This is a genomic window from Peribacillus sp. NPDC097284 (assembly GCF_044761765.1).
In the GTDB taxonomy this organism is placed as follows: Bacteria; Bacillota; Bacilli; order Bacillales; family DSM-1321; genus Peribacillus.
This window is the reverse complement of record NZ_JBIWCZ010000003.1, coordinates 1-20,186: the sequence shown is the minus strand read 5'-3', so window position 1 is coordinate 20,186 and position 20,186 is coordinate 1. Positions and strand designations below refer to the sequence as shown.

General features: G+C 39.7%; 17 protein-coding genes and 1 other RNA gene. 3 read left to right on the top strand and 15 right to left on the bottom strand.

The features are described from left to right. Positions 1-94: 94 nt before the first annotated feature. The 11 genes from ACIQXU_RS08130 to ACIQXU_RS08080 all read right to left on the bottom strand — a co-directional run bounded on the left by ACIQXU_RS08130 (position 95) and on the right by ACIQXU_RS08080 (position 13,079). A complete protein-coding gene (locus tag ACIQXU_RS08130; protein ID WP_402988076.1) occupies positions 95-2,008 on the bottom strand; it encodes an ATP-dependent DNA helicase in 1,914 nt (637 codons plus the stop codon). 219 nt (positions 2,009-2,227) lie between these two features. After that, the gene (locus tag ACIQXU_RS08125) at positions 2,228-2,428 is read right to left on the bottom strand and encodes a cold-shock protein (protein ID WP_034307871.1); all 201 of its coding nucleotides are present in this window, start codon (positions 2,426-2,428) and stop codon (positions 2,228-2,230) included. Between the two features lie 193 nt (positions 2,429-2,621). Next, the gene (locus ACIQXU_RS08120; RefSeq protein ID WP_402869085.1) at positions 2,622-3,770 is read right to left on the bottom strand and encodes a THUMP domain-containing class I SAM-dependent RNA methyltransferase; all 1,149 of its coding nucleotides are present in this window, start codon (positions 3,768-3,770) and stop codon (positions 2,622-2,624) included. Then, on the bottom strand, positions 3,767-5,851 hold the full coding sequence (locus ACIQXU_RS08115) for a sensor domain-containing protein (protein ID WP_402988073.1): 2,085 nt from the start codon (positions 5,849-5,851) through the stop codon (positions 3,767-3,769). Before ACIQXU_RS08115 ends, ACIQXU_RS08120 begins: the two co-directional genes overlap by 4 nt. A 181-nt stretch (positions 5,852-6,032) precedes the next feature. Next, an RNA gene (rnpB, locus tag ACIQXU_RS08110) (RNase P RNA component class B) lies at positions 6,033-6,421 on the bottom strand. A 77-nt stretch (positions 6,422-6,498) separates the two neighbouring features. After that, positions 6,499-6,810, bottom strand: a complete 312-nt coding sequence (gene gpsB / locus ACIQXU_RS08105; protein ID WP_402869090.1) for a cell division regulator GpsB — start codon at positions 6,808-6,810, stop codon at positions 6,499-6,501. A gap of 206 nt (positions 6,811-7,016) precedes the next feature. After that, positions 7,017-7,568, bottom strand: coding sequence for an SLOG family protein (locus ACIQXU_RS08100; protein WP_402988070.1), 552 nt, complete (start codon positions 7,566-7,568; stop codon positions 7,017-7,019). A 67-nt stretch (positions 7,569-7,635) separates the two neighbouring features. Continuing rightward, positions 7,636-8,103: a CotD family spore coat protein gene (locus tag ACIQXU_RS08095; protein ID WP_402988068.1), complete on the bottom strand. Its 468-nt coding sequence runs from the start codon at positions 8,101-8,103 to the stop codon at positions 7,636-7,638. Between the two features lie 437 nt (positions 8,104-8,540). Then, positions 8,541-9,806: a ribonuclease H-like domain-containing protein gene (locus ACIQXU_RS08090; RefSeq protein WP_402988066.1), complete on the bottom strand. Its 1,266-nt coding sequence runs from the start codon at positions 9,804-9,806 to the stop codon at positions 8,541-8,543. Between the two features lie 103 nt (positions 9,807-9,909). Further along, positions 9,910-12,156, bottom strand: a complete 2,247-nt coding sequence (locus tag ACIQXU_RS08085) for a DEAD/DEAH box helicase (RefSeq protein ID WP_402869871.1) — start codon at positions 12,154-12,156, stop codon at positions 9,910-9,912. Between the two features lie 155 nt (positions 12,157-12,311). Then, complete coding sequence (locus tag ACIQXU_RS08080) at positions 12,312-13,079, bottom strand: alpha/beta fold hydrolase (RefSeq protein WP_402988063.1); 768 nt, start codon at positions 13,077-13,079, stop codon at positions 12,312-12,314. 140 nt (positions 13,080-13,219) lie between these two features. On the opposite strand from ACIQXU_RS08080, the gene ACIQXU_RS08075 reads away from it, so the two are divergent. After that, on the top strand, positions 13,220-13,684 hold the full coding sequence (locus ACIQXU_RS08075; RefSeq protein WP_402869100.1) for an Hsp20/alpha crystallin family protein: 465 nt from the start codon (positions 13,220-13,222) through the stop codon (positions 13,682-13,684). A 71-nt stretch (positions 13,685-13,755) separates the two neighbouring features. On the opposite strand, the gene ACIQXU_RS08070 is transcribed toward ACIQXU_RS08075, so the two are convergent. From ACIQXU_RS08070 to ACIQXU_RS08055, 4 genes are all read right to left on the bottom strand, one after another. Beyond that, on the bottom strand, positions 13,756-14,382 hold the full coding sequence (locus ACIQXU_RS08070) for a YppG family protein (protein ID WP_402988058.1): 627 nt from the start codon (positions 14,380-14,382) through the stop codon (positions 13,756-13,758). A gap of 76 nt (positions 14,383-14,458) precedes the next feature. Beyond that, positions 14,459-14,827, bottom strand: coding sequence for a YppE family protein (locus ACIQXU_RS08065; protein ID WP_402956741.1), 369 nt, complete (start codon positions 14,825-14,827; stop codon positions 14,459-14,461). Positions 14,828-14,910: 83 nt separating this feature from the next. Next, complete coding sequence (locus ACIQXU_RS08060) at positions 14,911-15,180, bottom strand: hypothetical protein (RefSeq protein WP_402988055.1); 270 nt, start codon at positions 15,178-15,180, stop codon at positions 14,911-14,913. Positions 15,181-15,530: 350 nt separating this feature from the next. Then, positions 15,531-16,487, bottom strand: a complete 957-nt coding sequence (locus tag ACIQXU_RS08055) for a DUF2515 family protein (RefSeq protein ID WP_402988051.1) — start codon at positions 16,485-16,487, stop codon at positions 15,531-15,533. 135 nt (positions 16,488-16,622) lie between these two features. On the opposite strand from ACIQXU_RS08055, the gene recU reads away from it, so the two are divergent. After that, the gene (gene recU, locus ACIQXU_RS08050; RefSeq protein ID WP_402869109.1) at positions 16,623-17,234 is read left to right on the top strand and encodes a Holliday junction resolvase RecU; all 612 of its coding nucleotides are present in this window, start codon (positions 16,623-16,625) and stop codon (positions 17,232-17,234) included. A 29-nt stretch (positions 17,235-17,263) separates the two neighbouring features. Further along, a complete protein-coding gene (locus ACIQXU_RS08045) occupies positions 17,264-19,960 on the top strand; it encodes a PBP1A family penicillin-binding protein (protein ID WP_402988047.1) in 2,697 nt (898 codons plus the stop codon). Positions 19,961-20,186: the final 226 nt, after the last annotated feature.

The window sequence follows — 20,186 nt, the reverse complement described above, 5'->3', positions numbered from 1 at the left end:
ACCATATTATACAAGGGAAAATCACATCAGAACGAACGAATTGAATTCAAAAAAGATCCAAGGGGATTTCCCCTGGACCTTAACATGTTAATTATTAAAGCGATACCGGAAGGATAGAAATGATTTTTTCTTTAACTTGATTTGATAAATCATTGTCAATCAGTATTTGTACAGTTCCAGAGTCGTTGCTGGTCCGGATTAAACGTCCAATACCCTGACGTAAACGAAGAAGCATATACGGGAGGTCAACGGCTTCAAATGGATCGGTGACCGAGTTCCTCTTAGCTTCGAATACGGGATCATGTGGCGGGAATGGGAGGGAGTGTATAACTACATTCTGCAATGAATCTCCCGGAACATCCAGGCCTTCCCATAAATGATAGGAGAACAGAACGGAATGCTCTTCATCCTGAAACTTTTTAACAAGGTCGCTAATCTCCGATTCACCTTCAAAATAGAAAGGATAATCACCCTTCTTGCAGTTCTCCTTGAACCAAAGCAACTCTTCTTTTGATTGAAACAATACGAGTGTCCGTCCTTTGTTCTCCTCGATTGTTCCCATTGTATAACTGAGCTTAGCTAACCGATCTCCTTTTTCAAAGGTCGGCATGTTCATCTTCATCACTTCTTCATAATCAAATGGAGATTCAACCGAGAAGCTATCGAACTTTTTAATCCCCAAGCTATCCGCAATATATTGGAACGATTTATTATCGGATAAGGTCGCTGATGAAAAAATGTATGGAATTTTTTTCGAGAATACTTGTTCAGATAAAATATCCTGGACAAGTCTAGGCATGATGACCAACGTTTTAGTCATTTCATTTTCTTCAAACCACGAAACGGCTTGTTCATCTTTCACGAAGAGAGAAAGTGAGTATCCCAACTGTTCTAAATACTCTTCAGTGACTTTCAAATCATAGTCGTTAATCGTATACATTTCCGATTCAAAAACAAGGCTTTCTTCTAGTTCTTCCACCTTTTCATGAAGTCTTTTAGCAAAATTGGTGATTTCTTTCGACATCGGTATTTCATATCGGTTTGAACCACTTACATGAATTGCCTTTTCGTCGAGCAAATCAAAAAACTCTTCGTTGATATCAATTAAATCTTCTATGATGTACAGCGTTTCCTCACGCACTTGATTAGCTGTTAACAACTCTAAAACTGAAGCGAGGGTTTGTTCACCCACTTTATATGTCAGTGCCTTTTGTGCAGAGAATTCGAGTAAATGACCTTCGTCGAAGATTACACAACTATGTTCTGGCAATAACGGTAGTTGTCCTTCACGCTTGCGCTTATCTTTCGTCCAAACATGTTCCATGAAGAAATCATGTGAACAAATGATTAAGTCACTTGATTTCCGGTAATGATCACGGGAAAGTGTTTGTCCACAACGCTGACGTTTATCACAGGTAAAGCAATTTTGTAACTGGTCCCAGCCTACTTTAGACCAATCTTCATCATTGAGGTATGGATATTGTTTACGATCCCCATAAGGCGTATAAGCATTCATGGAAGAATTGTTATGCACAAATTTAGGGAGTTCATCAAATAGCTGATCGATGCCCTCAGAATCCTCATGATTCACAGCATGATCCAGCTTCTTTAGGCACACATATTGATCGTGGTATTTCGCAAGCCTAACGTCCACTTCAATACCTAAGGCGCTCTTTATTTTTTGTATGTCGCCTTCTTCTTTAACGAGCTGTTCAATCAAAGTCTCATCAGCGCAGGAAATGATTGCCGGTTTATTGGTGTATCTGGCATAACAGATTGCATATAACAGATAAACCAATGTTTTACCCGTCCCTACACCAGCTTCTGCAAAACTTATATTTTTTTCCTTAAAGGCCTTTTCTAGTTGAAAAGCCATGAATATTTGTTCGTCACGTAGCTCGAATCCTTTTTCGGGAAGAATATCGTAAAAAACATCACCCATCCATTCTGAAAGCTTATCATAAAAAGAATCTTCCTTTGTTACCGAAAAAGGCAGTGTTTTTAGCATCCTGGTCTCCCCTTTTATCTATCTTAAGTATATGAATTCAGGTTTTAAAATATATCTAGGCAAAAGTATATTATCCTTCAATTCCTTCACATAGTCAAGGTATTTTGTCATGGCTATTAAAAAGTTTTATGTACTATAGTGTTTATATTGCTAGGGATTGCAAAAAAACAAAAAGACAGACTCCCTAGAGAGCCTGTCTGTAAATACTATAAGGTTGAATTAAGCTTTGTTTACGTTTGATGCTTGCGGTCCGCGTTGACCTTGTTCTACATCAAATGTAACATCTTGGCCTTCTTCAAGTGTTTTGAAACCTTCTCCTTGGATAGCTGAGAAATGTACGAATACATCGTCTCCACCTTCGCGTTCGATGAATCCAAAACCTTTTTCTGCGTTAAACCATTTTACTTTACCTTGTTCCATTTTTGTTGCCTCCTAGTGTGTTTGCCACACATTATATTACTATCCTTGCTCACTGATTAATAAGGTATTCCTTAAATCTGAACAAAAATAATTCACTATCAGAATAACAGAAATGGAAGGGATAATCAAGAATAGAACCCACTTTAGATAAAATGTCCTGACTTTTCAAAATCTTATATTATATTATACCTACTTATTCGCCTCTAGGTTGTCTTGCCGGCCTTTTTCCCCAATATTGATAAAAGTCCGTCCTAATGAATCCATTGAACAGCTTCCTTTTTTTCGTAGCTGGTTTCCCATAAAACTGTTCAAAGTCCGGGTTTGAGGTAATCATGTAAATAGACCACGTATCAAGCTTTTTAAATGCCTCTCCCATCTCTTTATACATCTGCTCAACGGCTTTCTTTTCACCAAGACGTTCCCCATATGGTGGGTTCCCCACAATGACGCCATATTCCTTCCTCGTCGAGATATCCCTCACCTGCATTTGCTTAAAATCAATCAAATCTCCAAGACCTGCTTCGAAACTATTGGCTTTTGAGATTTCGACCATGCGGTGATCAATATCACATCCCGAAATATCCAAATACTGATCGTAATCAGCCAAATCCTCAGCTTCGGTTCTCGCTTCATCCCAAACCTTACTATCCATCCAAGACCAGGTTTCGGAAATGAAGTCACGGTTAAATCCAGGAGCAATATTCTGTCCAATCAATGCCGCTTCAATAGGAATCGTCCCGGAACCACAGAATGGGTCGATGAATGGCTTATCTGGTTTCCAGTTCGTGAGCATTACCAACGCTGCAGCCAAGGTTTCTTTAAGAGGTGCTTCACCTTGCCCAGTGCGGTAGCCACGTTTATGTAATCCAGCTCCTGATGTATCTATCGTAAGTGTTACTAAATCTTTTAAAATCGATACTTCAATTTTAAATAATGGGCCTGTCTCTTCAAACCAGGAAACTTGCTTATACTTACTTTTCAATCGATCGACAATCGCTTTTTTCACGATGGCCTGACAATCAGGAACACTATACAACTGGGATTTAACTGATTTACCGCTGACTGGAAACTCAACATCTACAGATAGGTAATCTTCCCAATTCAAGGCTTTGGTTTTTTCAAACAGCTCATCAAAGGAATACGCCTTGAATTCAGCGACCTTAATTTTCACACGATCGGCACTGCGTAACCATAAATTAGAGCGGGCTATGGCCATTTGGTCCCCTTTGTACATAATTTTTCCGTTTTCAACTTCACAGTCGTAACCCAAGTCACGGACTTCCTTTGCAACAATAGATTCCAATCCCATTGCTGATGTTGCAATAATATCGAATTGTTTCATTCGTCATGCACCTTCTTTCCTATAATCAAAATCGGTTTCCACATTTCCAAAAAGTCATGCAATTCAGTAACGGGTAACGGTTTTGACAAGTAAAACCCTTGAATGATATCACACTTTTGCGTTTTCAAAAAGTCTACTTGCTTTTTAAGTTCCACGCCTTCTGCTATGATTTCCAGATTAAGCGTCTTAGCCATAGTAATAATCGCTATCACTATTGCCGAGTCATCTTTGTCATTATCTACGTTTTTAATAAAACTTTGATCGATTTTAAGAGTATCAATAGGGAATTTTCGCAAGTAACTCAATGATGAATAACCAGTCCCAAAATCATCAATGGACAATTTAAATCCTTGTTGCTTGAGTGAGACTAATTTTTTTATCGAATTCTGGGCATTAGGCATGATTATGCTTTCGGTCAATTCCAACTCCACACGATGGGGATTGATGTTAGTGTCTTGTATGAGGCCAATGACTTCTTTCGCAAAGTTTTCCTGGGTGAAATGCAATCCTGATATATTGATACTTACCTTTAAATCAGGATACCCAGAAATATGGAATTTTCTAATTTCCTCACATGCCTGTTTAATGACCCAATGGCTGATTGGGATGATCAGTCCTGTTTCTTCCGCAATAGGAATGAACTCGGCAGGAGAAACCTGTCCTAATTCAGGAACACTCCAACGCAGGAGTGCTTCCACACCCACCACTTTCCCTGTTTCAAGATGGACCTGCGGATGATAGTGAACCTGAAGCTCGTTGTTTTCGATTGCTGTATGTAGCCTATTTTCTATTGTTCTTCTCCGGGTATCATTCCCCGTTTGTAAATCTTCATGATATAATTCAAAGCTATTAACCCCATTGGCCTTTGCTTTATGTAACGATTTTTCAGCATTTATTAATAATGTTTCAACCTGTGAGCCATCAAAGGGATATAAACTAATTCCGACACTAACTGATGTATATACCTCTTCGTCATATAAATAAAAAGGCTGTTTGAGTGTTGAAATGACATCCTCAGAGACGTGGACAGCTTCTTTTACATGCTTTAAATGGGGCAAGACAATGATAAACTCGTCGCCGCCAATTCGTGCAATCACATTTTCGTTTTTCAACATTCTCTTTATTCTTGCTGCAACTTTTTTCAGCAATAAATCCCCATATCCATGACCTAGTGTTTCATTAATCGCTTTAAATCGTGCAAGGTCTAAGTGTAACACAGCGAGTGTTTGATTGTATTTTTCAGACATTTCGATTAAGCGGCACAGCTCTTCATTCAATAAAGAACGGTTAGCCATTCCCGTCAAAGCATCATACCGAATCAGTTTTTGCAGTTGATTTTCCTGATGCTTCCTATCGGTGATATCAGAAAACAACGCAACATAGTGTGTGACTTCTCCAGATTCATTCGTAATGGCAAGAATCGTTAACCACTCAAGGAAAACCTCACCATTTTTTCGTCTATTCCAGATTTCTCCGCTCCATCTTCCACATTCCCCTATCTCTTTCCACATGGCATCATAAAAATCTTTTTTATGATATCCGGATTGAAGAATATTTGGCTTTTTTCCAACTGCCTCTTCTTCTGTATATCCTGTCACGATTTGAAAGGCTGGGTTCACGGATAGAATGACACCATACTTGTCCGTATATAAGACACTCTCTTCAATATTCATGAAAATTTTTTCAGCAAGGATCCTTTCTGTTTCTTCCCTTACCTGAAAATCATGATGATCAAAAATAACAGAGTAAAACATTTGTCCCTTTAATGAGATTCCACTAATTTTCATTTTACTTTTAAATCGCTCTCCATTTTTACGGATCATAATTGGAGAGCCAGTATAGGATTGACTACTTCGTAATTCCTTACTCATCATTTCAACCTCATGCTCACTGGCAAATAAAGAAGGAAATAAATGGCCACATTGATTAAAATCAGAGTATCCGATAATTTTCTCCGCCGCCTTATTCCATTGGATAATTAATCCTTCTTCAGTATAGACCAAAGCCCCCTCCTGCATTTGCTGCAGCATGGTATCAGCCAATGAAAACACTTCCGGAAAACCAACCTGCATATCCCTCATGTTGAAAACCTCCGATAGTACACTAGTTTATACTTCCATGATAAAGTATTTTACACACGTAGTGTTAAGAAGGGGAAATCCGACATTGTTTTGACATATTTAGATTAGATAAAATTTCATAAACAAAACAAAAACTCTCCTTTCACAAGGAGAGTTGTTCTTTAATTGTTATATGGTAACGTTCTGTAAGCCATGTTTTGTTCCTCAGTACTGCAAGCGACTTGCGTCTCGTACTTCGGCGGTAATCATCTATCTACAGAAGCAATGCTTCTGTCCTTCTCCTCGTTCAATTCCAAGGAAGAAAGCGCCCCTACCATTAATTTGGGTTTCTCGCTCGTGGGGTTTACCTCGTTCCACCCTTTGCATTTCTGCAAAGGCTCCGTCACTGTGGCACTTTTATAGGTATTCATGCCATATCCAAAAGGACTTAGGCATTTTCCCGGCCGTCAACAGTCAAAGACTGCTGCCCAAGCTTATTTTTTCGCCAGGCACGAACACTACGGGCATCTCAGCCCGTGCGAGCATGGACTTTCCTCAACTGCATAAATGCAGCAGCAATTACCCAAACGTTAACATAACATTAATGATTATAACCCATAAACAAATAAAACACAATACAATTTCAAAAAAGAAATAAAACCAAGCAATTAATCGAACAGTTTATTTCCAAAGACATGCTTTTCTAAGTTGGATAACCGTTTTAGAATATCAAAGTTTGTAGTTCCAGGAGTTGCTCCTGGAGCAGGTTGACTCGGACGTTTCGGATTCTCTTCGGTTTGTTTTTTCAATTTAAGATTTTCTTGTTTAAGATCTTCAATTTCCTGATGAAACACTTCATAATCCTTGATGATAAGATCTAGAAACTGGTCTACATCTTCAGGTTTATAACCTCGCATAGCCGTTTTAAAATCTTTTTCAAGAATATCTTTAGCCGTTAATTTTATCTTATCGGATAGCATAAGACTTCACCTCAATACTTTCGCCAATACAATCGACTTTTTTTTATTTTTTCAAATCTGCTTGGATTTGTCAAACAAACACATTTTTATTTAAAATAAGGACAAATTTTTTGCGACTTGCAGGACTACCTTTTGTTTCTAATTTTCATCATAATATGATTATGCTCTGGAAACAACATTTAGTCCATGATTTATTGCTTTATGGTTTAATCGTTAGCCCAGTTATCCTCTTCCGCTACTTGCTGCAAATCGTCAAAGCTAATCTGGTAAATGGGATAGGCTAGGGATTCCGCTTTTTTCATGGCTTCATAATATGGATATTTTGCAGATCCTTCCTTTTCAGGATCGAAAACAATCAACATGGCATCACTTTTCTTGACCATGTAACGATTTTTAACTTTCAACTGCTGTGGTCCTTCATAAGGCTTCTTGAAAATTGATTCGACAAAGTCGGCACGTGTCAAAATGGAACGGTAGAAATCCTGATTCGTCTCATTCCATGACTCTTCCTGATTCAAAAAAGGAGTAAGCACACCCAATTTTAAGGAAGGGTACTCCTCATTCACCTCGAATACCACCTCAGCCCCCCATAGCTCCGATCCTAACTGACCGGAAATGATCACCCATTCAAGTCCATCCTCGACTAAGGGAATGAGCCGTTGCCTAATCGCTTTTTTTATGTATTGTACGCCTTCATGATCATTTTTAAATATCCCTAATTCAAATGCTTTATAACCAGTTAGATACAAAACCTTCATCTAAAGACCACTCCCCCTTTCAGACATTATGTAAGAAAAATAAGGGCTTATTAGGCCCTTAATTTTTTCAGTATCCAAATTGCCTAGGTGGGCAGCAAGGATTGACTGGCGGCATACCACAAATCAAGTTTTGAGTGTAACACTCGTTCACTACAGATTGAGTATGCGGGAAATAGTGTTTATATGTGTTGCAATGTTTATTAACCGTTGTTGTATGAGATGGGTGAATAACAGGAATCACTGTATTAGATACATTTGTGTTTACGTATTGCTGAGTAGGAGATACTTGTGCCGGTGCCGTTTGCGTAGGAAGAGCCTGGGTTTGACCATGTACTGGAGAAACAGCAGTCGGATAGTGTTGCGCTCCCATCACATTGGATTGTGCCCCCATTACATTGGATTTTGCTCCCATCACATTGGATTGTGCCCCCATTACATTTGAGTGTGCTCCCATTACATTGGATTGTGCCCCCATTACATTGGAGTGTGCTCCCATTACATTTGAGTGATATCCCCCACAATTACGAAAATACATATATAATTCGTCCCCTTTCATCAAGATAAGTTTTGCCTTACCATTACAGACTATGAAAAAAAGGGTAGACGTGTACTGATGAAATAACCTATTTATATCAATTAATCCAATAATCAAGGAAAATTCAAACTACGTTTCATCTTATGTGGGCAGCTTTACCTCGTGCTTTTTATAAAAAAGAATAAAAACTATCTTTTAATGATGTAAATAAAACAATCGTCAAACATAGGACAACAAAAAATAGAAATAATGTGGTTTTATACATTTCTTCGCTCCGCTTTCACTATTAAATTTATTGAACGGATGGATGTTTCTACATTCATCCTCGACGACTATCATTTTACACATTATGACTTGAGGCTACAATACTTGTTTACTACATTTTTATCACAAGAATAATTTGGCAATTGGTAGTTATTTATTAATCATTAGAGCTTTTATTGTAGGAGTCTATTTTTCCTTTCAAGCCGCAACATCCTTTTTTCTAATTCCAAAAGTTTTTTCTCCAAGTTCAGCCTATTCCCATTGCCCATTTCCAGCATTTCTTGATATGCCTTCTTGGTGCAAGTAAGGGCAGCAGCGGGATTCTTGGATTGGTGCTCCAAAATTTTTGAGCATTCTATCTGAGCCTGAATCCTCATCAGAGGTATCCCATTTAACGCTACTTCCTTCCAGATTGTAAGTGCCTCGTCATATTTCCCTTGTTTCTTTTTCTGAAAAGCTATTGCATGACCTGCCGAGATCCGGTCTTCCTCATTTCCGACTTCCCTTATTTTTTCATACGCCTCCACAGAGTCTTCCTTTTTCCCTAAGTAGGCGAACCAACGGGCAATCTCCAATGATTCTTCCGTATATCCGTCCATTTGTAGGATTTTTCGGGACAAGTGAATATACAAGGTGATTAGCGATAAAATATCCAATTCATTATGTTTCATGATGCCAAAAAGAATGTCCGGATTCTTCCGTTCAACAAAATCGAAATAAATCATTGGTGCCAAGTACCCTGGGATATCATCTTCGCGTTCAAACCCTAAAATGTCCGTTTCCACTGCAGATAATTTCACTCGTTCTAATTTATCTTTCCAGAGCCGTCTTGAAGCATGATATAAATCAAAGTGACCGAATTCCGGAAGCTTCGGGACATGTTCCTTTATCAAGGTATGCCTTGTTTTTAACTGTGGCCAGTCAAATGCCTTTCCATTATACGTAACAAGTGTTTCATAATTGATGTTCTCAAGAAAGCTTTGGTAAAGCGGGACCTCGCTACCAGGCTGGGGCAGGATATGCTGTTTGACGACGACTTCATCCCCTTCAAAATAAGCGTAACCCAGTAAAAAGATGGTGTTGCCTGCCCCACCACCTAGTCCTGTCGTTTCCGTATCAAAGAAAAAGAGATCTTCGCCCTTAATCCCTTTAGCAGACAAGGGGTGCTCTACAGAAGATTGATTCCATGCCTTTACTATCCCCTTCAACTCCAGGAACGAATACAAACCATGTTTATGTTCCAAGGGATAACGAACTTCACGGACGAAGCAATAATCTCCATCAAAATGGTAGGCACTCGTGTCATTTCCAAGCCACTTTTCAAGAAATGGAATGTCAGTTTTCACCATGTCGTCGCATTCCTTTATCAGTGGTTGTCTATCTTGTGTTTCATGGTTCATATGGGGCTTCATGCGATTCAGTTTATTTTTCAATGACAAAAAGCTACACCTCTATTCATGTAATCCGGCCATTGAATTGTTTTACCGAAAATACAGGTTCAACATCCGGAGAGCTTTAAAATTAACTCGTTCTTTCTTTCAACTAAAATTGGTCTAGCAACTCCACACTTCTCTTTTTGGCACGTACCCCTTCTATTTCAGTCCCTATACATGAAGGGCACCCATCTTTGCATGGGCATTTTCTTATAAGATTCTTCGCTGCCTCTTTCACCTGGTCAAAACGCTTATAAACATCTTCAGCTAGCCCTATTCCACCTGGATAATGATCGTACATAAATATAGTGGGTAGCTGGGTATGTGCCGCTTTTATTTGGGCAACGACATGGATATCATTCCTATCGCACATAACAAGAATGGGAACTACGTGTCCCAAAACATTAGCAACCCCTTGTAGGAGCTGCTCCAGTGTTTTTTCGCCAAGTGTTGAATCAACTTCTTTTATTTCCAACCAAGTTGCGCTAGTATGCAGTTCTTCCTCTGGTAAGTAAATGGGACCTGACCCTATGTTTTCAAATGTCGTTAGTTTTATCTTTTTAAAGATGCTTGGTAAGATATTTATGGTAACATCGCCATAATTGATTGACGATTCCCTCGTATTGACCGTTTTATCTATTTCCAGTACTTTTAGCTGTACGGCTAAGTTTGCATCTGTGTAATATTCCACGTCCACTTCCCGCACATATGCCTTTTTATGTTCCCAATCTAGTTTTTCAACTTGATACTGGACTCCTTCATGTAAATAAATTGCCTCATCATGTAGGAGTGTCATAGCGCTAAACCTATCCATTTCCCCGATTATTTTTACATTTGCCGTTTCTGATTGATCGACTATAACGACATTTTCTTGGGACGCAGACCGTAAACTGATATTTCCAGCCGGGAAAGATTGATTGGCCCAGTAGAATGTATCACCATTTTGGTGAATAACCCTTTCTTCCACTAGATACTCCAAAATTTCTTTCACATCCAAGGGACCAAATTCTTCATTTTCCTTAAAAGGGAGTTCGTAAGCGGCACACTTTAAATGGTCAACCAGGATAATTAAGTTTTCCGGATTAATACGGGCCGATTCAGGAGAACGGTCAAAAAAGTATTCTGGATTTTGTACAATGTACTGATCTATGGGGGTAGAACTTGCCACCATCAGTATCAAAGCTTCCCCATGCCTTCTCCCTGCTCTCCCAGCCTGTTGCCATGTACTCGCCACACTTCCCGGGTATCCTGTCATGACACATACCTGTAACTGCCCTATATCCACTCCCAATTCTAAAGCGTTCGTACTGACAACACCTAGAATATCGCCTTCCCTTAAGCCCCGTTCTATTTCCCTTCTTTGTTTTGGGAGATATCCTCCGCGATAGCCCCTAATGGATTTCGACCCGATTTGACCTTTCACGAGGTCCTGCAAATGACTTAATATGATTTCCACTCTAACTCGGCTACGAGCAAAAACGATGGTCTGGATTTTATTCTTCAAGAATTCCTTTGCTAGGTTGTTAACCTCTACAGTTGCACTTTTCCTGATGTTCAAGGGCTTATTAACAATTGGCGGATTATAAAAAACGAAGTGTTTTCTACCGCTAGGCGCTCCGTTATCATCTATTAAGCGCATGGGATTACCAGTTAGCTGCTCCGCCAATTCTTTCGGGTTGGCGATTGTAGCGGATGTACATATAAAGATCGGATTACTTCCATAAAATTTACAGATTCGTTTCAACCTTCTAATGACATTGGCAACATGGCTTCCAAACACGCCCCTATATGTATGGAGTTCATCAATGACGACATACTTGAGATTTTCAAAGAGACTCACCCACTTTGTATGATGCGGTAAAATGGCCGAATGCAACATATCCGGGTTTGTAATCACGATATGACCAGCTTTTCTCACCACCTGGCGAATGGCAGGCGAAGTATCCCCATCGTAGGTGTAGCTTTTGATGTCTATCCCCATTTCACTGATTATCTCGTTCAGTTCGCTTTTCTGATCTTGGGCTAGAGCTTTAGTCGGGAAAATATACAACGCACGGTTTTCCCCATTTTCTGCAATGGATTGTAACACTGGAAGGTTATAACATAGTGTTTTTCCCGAAGCCGTAGGTGTTACGGCTACAATATTTTCTCCTTTCCTCAATGTTTCATATGCTGTGTATTGATGGCTATACAGGTCACCAATCCCTCTTTTTTGCAAAGCATTTTTAATTCTATCGTCAACGCTGGAAGGCAACGGTCTCGTCTTCGCTTCCCGCGGTTCAATTTCATGCCAATTAATTATATTTTCATTTTCCCTTAATTCTTTTATTAATTCCGAAAGTGATTTCTTTCCAATCATACTAGTCACCTCTTTGTACATAATAGTTTACCGAATAAACGTTTGGTTGACCAGTTGGGATATACTGCCAAACAAAAAAAGACCTAAAACTGCTTAGGTCCATAGTTAGTGTAATTTTAGCTTTCACCAATTGATAAAATTTTCACCTTCTACTATTTGACTTCTTCAATGAAATGTTCAATTTCACTCGTAAGCCTTTCAGGGTCTTCAAGCATTCCCATATGGCCGCATCCTTCTAGGACTACCTCTTTTATATTCTTACCCTTTATGGAAAAGGTCTTTTCCGGGGCGATGACTTTATCCTTTTCACCTGCGACCAAAAGGACTGGTAGCTTGGTATCCTGTAAGACGTAATTTTTATCTTTTCTATTTCTCATAGCATGTAACGATCCAATTGCCGCTGTTTCCCTCGTTTGATATCCAATCCTCTTAACCTGCTCGATTTGAGGGTCATTGGAATCCGCAAATAACTTAGGGATGAGTCCATCAATGAAAGGCGGCATACCATCAGCCTCAATTTTTTCAACTGCCTTCATGCGCCCTTCCTTCCCTCCCTCATCATCCGGAAAAGCAGTAGAATGAATAAGTGAGAATCCGTTCAATTTTTCCGGGAACTTCTCAGCAAAGGCCAAAGTTATATAGCCTCCTAGAGAATGCCCGAATAAATATACCTGCTCGATATCCTGGTCTTCTAAAAAGAGTGCAATATCCTCAGCCATATCTTCAATAGAAAAAGATGTTACATTCGATTCGCTTGCTCCATGGCCACGCAGGTCGACCGCAATGACTCTATACTTTTTCTGCAAGTTTGGAATTAGCTTCTGCCAATATTCATGGCTCCCGCAAAATCCATGAATTAACAATAGTGTATCTTTTCCTTCGCCTCGATCTATGTATGATAAATTACCGCTTCCAGTCATCTTCAATCCCCCATCCCCAAGATTATGTTTAATATTGTTATTCCCCGTGGGTCTATATCTAAACCACTTATGTCCATTCACACATCTTTAGCCTCTACATAGCCTATAGGCAAAGGAGTTTTTTAGATAGGAGGACCGTGATGACCCCTTTTGAAAAGAATGATCAACCCCAAGAAAGAAAAGAACCTTTTACCCACTTCATTAACAAAATGGATCGTTTGTTCTCTGAAAGGCCCGCCAGAGGCATGCTACAGTCCCTGGACGGATTCTTTGGCTCAGCTAAAGAACAAACTTTCCCCATCTACCTTGATGAAACAAATTCGGAATATATCCTTACCGCAAGCTTGCCCGGTATTCCCAGGAGCCAAATTTCCATCGATTTATTGCCACAATCCGTGACCATCTCCACGAAGTCCAAAGTAGGGGAAAAGTTTCGCCAACCCCCAGGCTTCATTCAAAATACGCAATCATCTAGTCAGTTAACAAAAACCATTTCCTTTTTAAAACCAATCGATGAACAAAATGTAAGGGCTAGGCATCGCGATGGCATCCTAACGCTTAATCTGCCTAAAGTGAAAGGGAATCGAATTGAGATCAACGATTGAATTAGGGCAAACTTAAGTAGACGTAAAAAGTGGCTGGGTCACTTTTACGTCTACTTTTTTATTTTACCCATCTAAACTTTGAAGAACCCCCCTACTCCCTTGACCATCGAAGAAACTTGAGAGACCGTATTCATCATTTGTCCAGCCGTATTCATCATTTTTGTAATATCCATCGATCCGTCCTGTGTTTTAAATTGGTTCATGACAGACTTAATTCCCGAAGGCTGCTGCTTTTGCATGAATTGTTGTTTTGGATATGGGTTATAAACTTGTTGTTGCATTTGCGGAGGTCGTTTCGTCGGCTGTAGCGGGTTATCAAAAGGGTTGAAGCCTTGAGTTTGTTTTGGCATGTATTGATTGACAGGCATTTGTTGATTGGGATACATAGGTTGAATAGGTGGCATTGTCTGATTCGGTGGCATTGGCTGCATTACACTACTGCCCGGGGCCGCCCCTGTATTCATGGCCTGTTGTGGCACCGGTTGGTAGGATGGAAAGGCAGGTTGCTGGTATGGGTCTTGATAGGGTGGCACCAAGCCTCCATTATACTGGGGAGAATAATGGTGCATATTCGGGTCCTGAATGGGTGACTGCTGAGGGTACGGCATTGGTTGCTGATATCCCCCCCAGTATTCAGGCATGGATTGCGGGTACTGCTCTTGATTAGGGAAGACAGGATTATAATCCGATCTCATCATGTTCTATGCGTCTCCTCTTTTTTCCTGACATGGTTCCATTATTATATGAAAAAAGAGGATTTTAGTGTTTGGAAGATCATGATAGTAATCTGTCCACTTCTGATTTCACATTGTGAAGGATATACTCAATGGATTGAACATGGCTTTTAAACCGTTTATAGCTGGTCTTCGGAAAGAATGCCTGAACCGCGACATCCGAAAGGTTATTGGCCGTTTGTTCGATTTGTTCAGGAAATAGATGTTTGAATGGCGTTTCTTTCATCCACTCTTTTATTCCATGCTCCCATTCCGCACAATTTGCTTGGACTTGATCGGCAAACGGCTTGACCTCCGTAAAGAAGTCTTTTTCTATTCCTTCCTTTCGAACACTTTCATAAATTTCATTCGCTTGACTTACGTAATGTATTAATTGTTCGGTTAATTTTTGAAGTTTCTCTTTTTGCACGATGAATTCCTCCGTAGCATGTTTCCAACAGTATAATCGAATTGACGAAAAAATGAAATTCTAGCGACTCATACTTATACACTTTATACTTCCGCTAAAATTTTGGGTACCACCATTGATTTTATTGATTTAACGGGATAAGGTCGGCTTATTTCTTCTGTCTCAACCAAGAAATCCCCGGCTTTCTCCATCGCTTCCTGTGCGTCATCCACTAAATTGTGCTGCTCCGCCCATAGCTTACAACGAGACGTATTCATGGTCTCACCATAAGCATTTTCCAATTGATCCAGACTGGTACTGATTTCAGCTATCATACTTAAAATTTCTTCTGTTGCTACACTTTTATTGATCATGCTGACCCCTCCCATTTCTATACCTGTTACTATTCTTTTTTTAAATAAAAAGCCCTTCTAGGTTGACAAAACTAGAAGGGAATCGGCAAAGAAAGTGTAATTTTCTTAATTTATAGGGGCCTTCGACAATATGGAGCGAATGAAGCTGGCCATTTTAAACAAGAATACAAGCAGGAGGTGATTTATTTGCAGTCGAATGAAAGCAGACAGCAAAAAAACGAAAAACGACAAAAGCCGCCGGCAGAAAAGGCAGGAAAAGGTAATCCAAAACTTAGTGGTGAAAACAAACCCTCTACCTAAACGAATAGGGGTATGACCACACATCAGGGAAGGCGGAAACATCGCCTTCCCTACTTCTTTTTCAAGACCAGCTTTTTGAGCAAGATGACCGTATGCAATTGTTTTTGTTTACGATCGAACCAATCGGTCAAAAGAGGATTTTCTTTCCACTGCGGTTCGAAAAACCATTCTTTTTTTAATCTTTTCTTTATACACCATTTCTCCGGGAGAATGGGATGATGATCGATGATTGGATAAACCATACGCAGCATCGGCGTTTCATGTAGCCTGGGTATCTTTCTGTACTGTTCATAATCAAACCTCGATCCGGTCGGCTCCGTTCGACTGGCGAATTCCAAAAATAATGGAAAAAGCTCTTTCCTAAAAAGAAGATCAGCCAACCTTTTCCCCAATTCGATTCTTTCATCTAGATTCCAAAAATGAGAAACGGATGCGCCATATAACACCCCTTTACATGTGGGAAATAATACGGAGCTAAAATGCATACAATCCTGTAGAAAAAATAAGATGGAATGAAATACGAGAGATCGCTTTTTTATGATGGGTTCAATGATATTCTGTTCATTTATAATAAGGGCGGTGATTAATCTTTCTTGATTTCCATCCTCCCAAAAAGAGTACCACTCATTTATGATGAAATCAGTAATAAAAAAATATGGACATAAGTGAAACAAAGGGCGCTTAAATTTCGTCGAATAATGATAGATGAGTAACTGCGGATAGGCATCCTCAAAAATCCGCCAATTCGCTTCTTCGTAAGCAAGGAATAACTGACGTTTATATTTAGAACCTAATAATTGCGAATACCAGACCCCTTTAAGATCACACATATTCCAACCTGCATTACGGGAAACCATCCCTGCTAGAAAGGACCATTTTATTTCAGGATGAAGCAGGAAGAATTTTTCATAAGCTTGGGTTCTGGATATATTATCTTTGTTCCATTTAGCAGTTTGACCTTTTATAATAGATAACAATTGCTTTTCCATGCTTGTAATCTGATACATAAGAACCACCACTTCCAGGAATTATGACATTTTTCAATTGTTAAATCCTATCGTTCTAAGAAACAATTCTTTTTATTCACATTTTGGATTCTTTTTTTGCTAATATAGATAGGTGAAAAAAAAGGAGGGGTAAAAGTGGCATTCAATTATCCCAACGGACGAAAGTTCGTACCGCAGCCCATGAAAGAAAGGAAAAGTCCACTAAAGAAGTTCAGTTACAGTAATCGTGGAAAAACATTAGAGGATGATTTGAATGAAACCAATCAGTATTATTTAGCGCACGGGATTGCTGTCATACATAAAAAGCCGACACCCGTACAAATTGTGGATGTCCACTATCCTAAAAGAAGTGCTGCCGTTATTAAAGAAGCTTACTTCAAGCAAGCATCGACCACGGATTACAATGGGGTCTATAAAGGTAGATATATTGATTTTGAGGCCAAGGAAACAAAAAATAGGAACTCTTTCCCTCTCAAGAATTTTCACGAACACCAAGTTGAACATATGAAGCAAATCGTTCAGCATGATGGAATTGCATTTGTTATTATCCGCTTTTCTGCGACGGATAGTATATACTTAATGAGCTCCGAACAACTGGTGTTGTATTGGAATCGGATGAAAGACGGTGGACGCAAATCCATTACCCTTGAAGAGGTCAAGACCAGTTCAAAGAAGATTGCGCTTGGCTTTCAACCGAGAATTGACTATATTAAAGTAGTAGATTTACTTATCGCAGAAAATTTTTAGTTTTTTTCTAGAAAGGCAGGTTAGCTGTAATGGCTGAAAAATATAATACAAGAGAAGAACGTAGAAAGCAGGGTCAGGCACAGAAGAAGGCACCAAAAAAAGGGCCGAAAAAACCCACGAACATGCTTAAGCGAGTTTTTCTCATTCTCGTTACAATTGGAATTATTTGTTTAGTTGCTGGAGGAGCTACATTAGCTTACTTTATCAGTGATGCTCCAAAGCTCGACGAAAGCCTTTTAAAAGACCCCGTTACCTCGAAGATCCTTGATGAAGAAGGTAAATTACTTGGAGAGGTCGGCACTGAGAATCGTGACTTTGTCAATTATGAAGATATACCTGAACTAGTCGAAGACGCATTCCTGGCAACAGAAGATTCCCGTTTTTATTCCCACCATGGGGTTGACTTCCTTCGTTTAGGCAGCGCAGTCCTCGCCAATGTCAAAAATGGCTTTGGTTCAGAAGGTGCTAGTACTTTAACCCAACAGGTTATCAAACGCTCTTATTTAACACCTGATAAAACGATTAAAAGGAAAGTCCAAGAAATGTGGCTGGCCATACAGCTAGAAAGAAAATATACAAAACAAGAAATACTGGAAATGTATGTGAACAAAATTTTCTTTGCCAATCGTGCAAACGGGATTCTGACGGCTTCGCAAACATATTACGGGAAAGACTTGGATAAATTGGACCTTAACGAAGTGGCCATGCTTGTCGGGTTACCGCAAAGCCCAAGTCGCTATGATCCATATAAATATCCAGAACGGGCAAAAGAACGTCGCGATATTGTACTTCATCTCATGAATAAACATGGATATATTAGCGAACAGGAAATGAAAAAGGCACAAAACGTTAAAATAACAGCCGGACTTCAAGAGGTCGATAAAAACCAAATCGATACGACTGCTTATGATGCCTTCATAGATTTGGTAATAGAAGAAGTCGGAAATATGGGTGACTATAATGTGTTTACAGATGGTCTGGAAATCCAAACGACCATTGATAAAGACGCCCAAGAATACGTTTATAAAATGTTGAATAGTAATGATATCGTTAGTTATCCAAGTGAAGATCTACAAGCCGGTGTTACTTTGCTTGATACGCAAACAGGCGAAATTAAAGCCGTTGGCGGTGGCAGGAACACGAACGTCAAACGCGGGTGGAACTATGCAACAGATGCTAAGCGTTCACCAGGGTCGACAATCAAACCTATCTTAGATTATGGTCCAGCTGTCGAATATTTAAACTGGTCAACCTATCAACCTATTAAAGATGAGGAGTATACCTACTTTGATGGAACTCCCCTCAAAAATGCATCAGGTACTCATTATGGAACGGTTCCTATTCGAGAAGCTCTCGCAAGATCATTGAACATACCGGCCTTGAAAACATTCCAAGAAGTCGGCAAAGAACGAGCACGTGATTTTGCAATCGACCTTGGCATTCCTTTTGATAAAGATAAGGAAATCAACGAATCCGCTTCAATTGGCGGTGGCACAGATGTTTCTACTCTAGAACTTGCCGGAGCATATGGGGCCTTTGGTAATGGCGGGATTTATAACGAACCACATACCGTCAAGAAAATTGTATTACGTGATAAAACAACCATCAAGAACAAAACAGAAACAAAACCTGTTATGAAAGATTCCACGGCTTTCATTGTCACGGATATGCTGAAAAGCGTCATGACAGAAAGTTACGGAACAGGTAGATTGGCCAACATACCTGGGCTTCCAGTCGCTGGTAAGACTGGTTCCACTAACTTCACGCCCGCACAACGTGCAGCAAACAACATACCTGCTTCAGGGGTAAAGGACAGCTGGATGGCTGGTTACACGACTAACTATACCGTTGCCATATGGGCGGGTTATGATAATAGTGCAGGCAAAAAGATGGAATACCTAGGCGATTCTTCTCAAAGAATACCAAAATTCATCTTTAAGAATTTGATGGAACACATGGCCCAATCAAAAACAACGAAAGACTTTGAACAGCCGAGCAGTGTTGCAAAAGTTGGTGTCATTAAAGGGTCGAATCCTGTAGTGAAAGCCAATCAATACACTCCAAGTGATAGAATCAGTTATGAATACTATGTTAAAGGCCACGAGCCAACACAAGTTACCACAGAATATGAGAAAATAGATACACCTAGTGTCAGTGCGTCTTATAATCAGGAAAGCAATGAAATTCAGCTTTCATGGTCTCATAGTGATGGAGATCCACAATTTGAAGTCCAAATGTCTGTTGACGGCGGCTCAAAAAGTGTTCTCAAAAAATCGAAGGATACTAGTTTAACCATTCCAAACCCTACACCGGGAAGTAAATATACTTTTTCTGTCGTAGCCATCGTTGATAATCAACGAAGCGACCCTGCTGGTGCTACAGTAGAGATTCCTAGCGTTATTGAAGAAGAGCCTGAGGAAGAGGAAGATATTGAAGAGCCAGCCGAAGATGAGGATCTGGAACAAGATACTCCTACTGAAGACGAGGGTAATGAAGACGAAGAGAAAGATAAAAACCCAGACCAGGGCAACACAGATAACAATGGGAACAATGGAAACGGTAACGGTAATGGTAATGGCAATGATGATGCCACCAAAGACGATGAGGATATCGAAGATGAGGATCCAGGAAAAGTTGATGAGGATAAACCTGCGGATACTCCTGAGCCCGCTCCTGACCCAGAAAAAGACAAAAACAAAAACAAAGATAAAGAAAATAACAATTAAAAAAGGGGCTGTCCCAAAAGTCAGGAAAATGACTTTTAGGGCAACCCTTTTTTTATGAAATTTATGCACAAAAAAATCGCCCTTTTTAGTAAAATGAAGTTACCACACACCATTTACGAAAGGACGATTATTTATGAGCAATCCAAAGATTACTACAGAAAATTATAACATGGAACAAACTATACTACCACTCACCATTCAAGAGGAAACTACCGTTCCTCAAAAA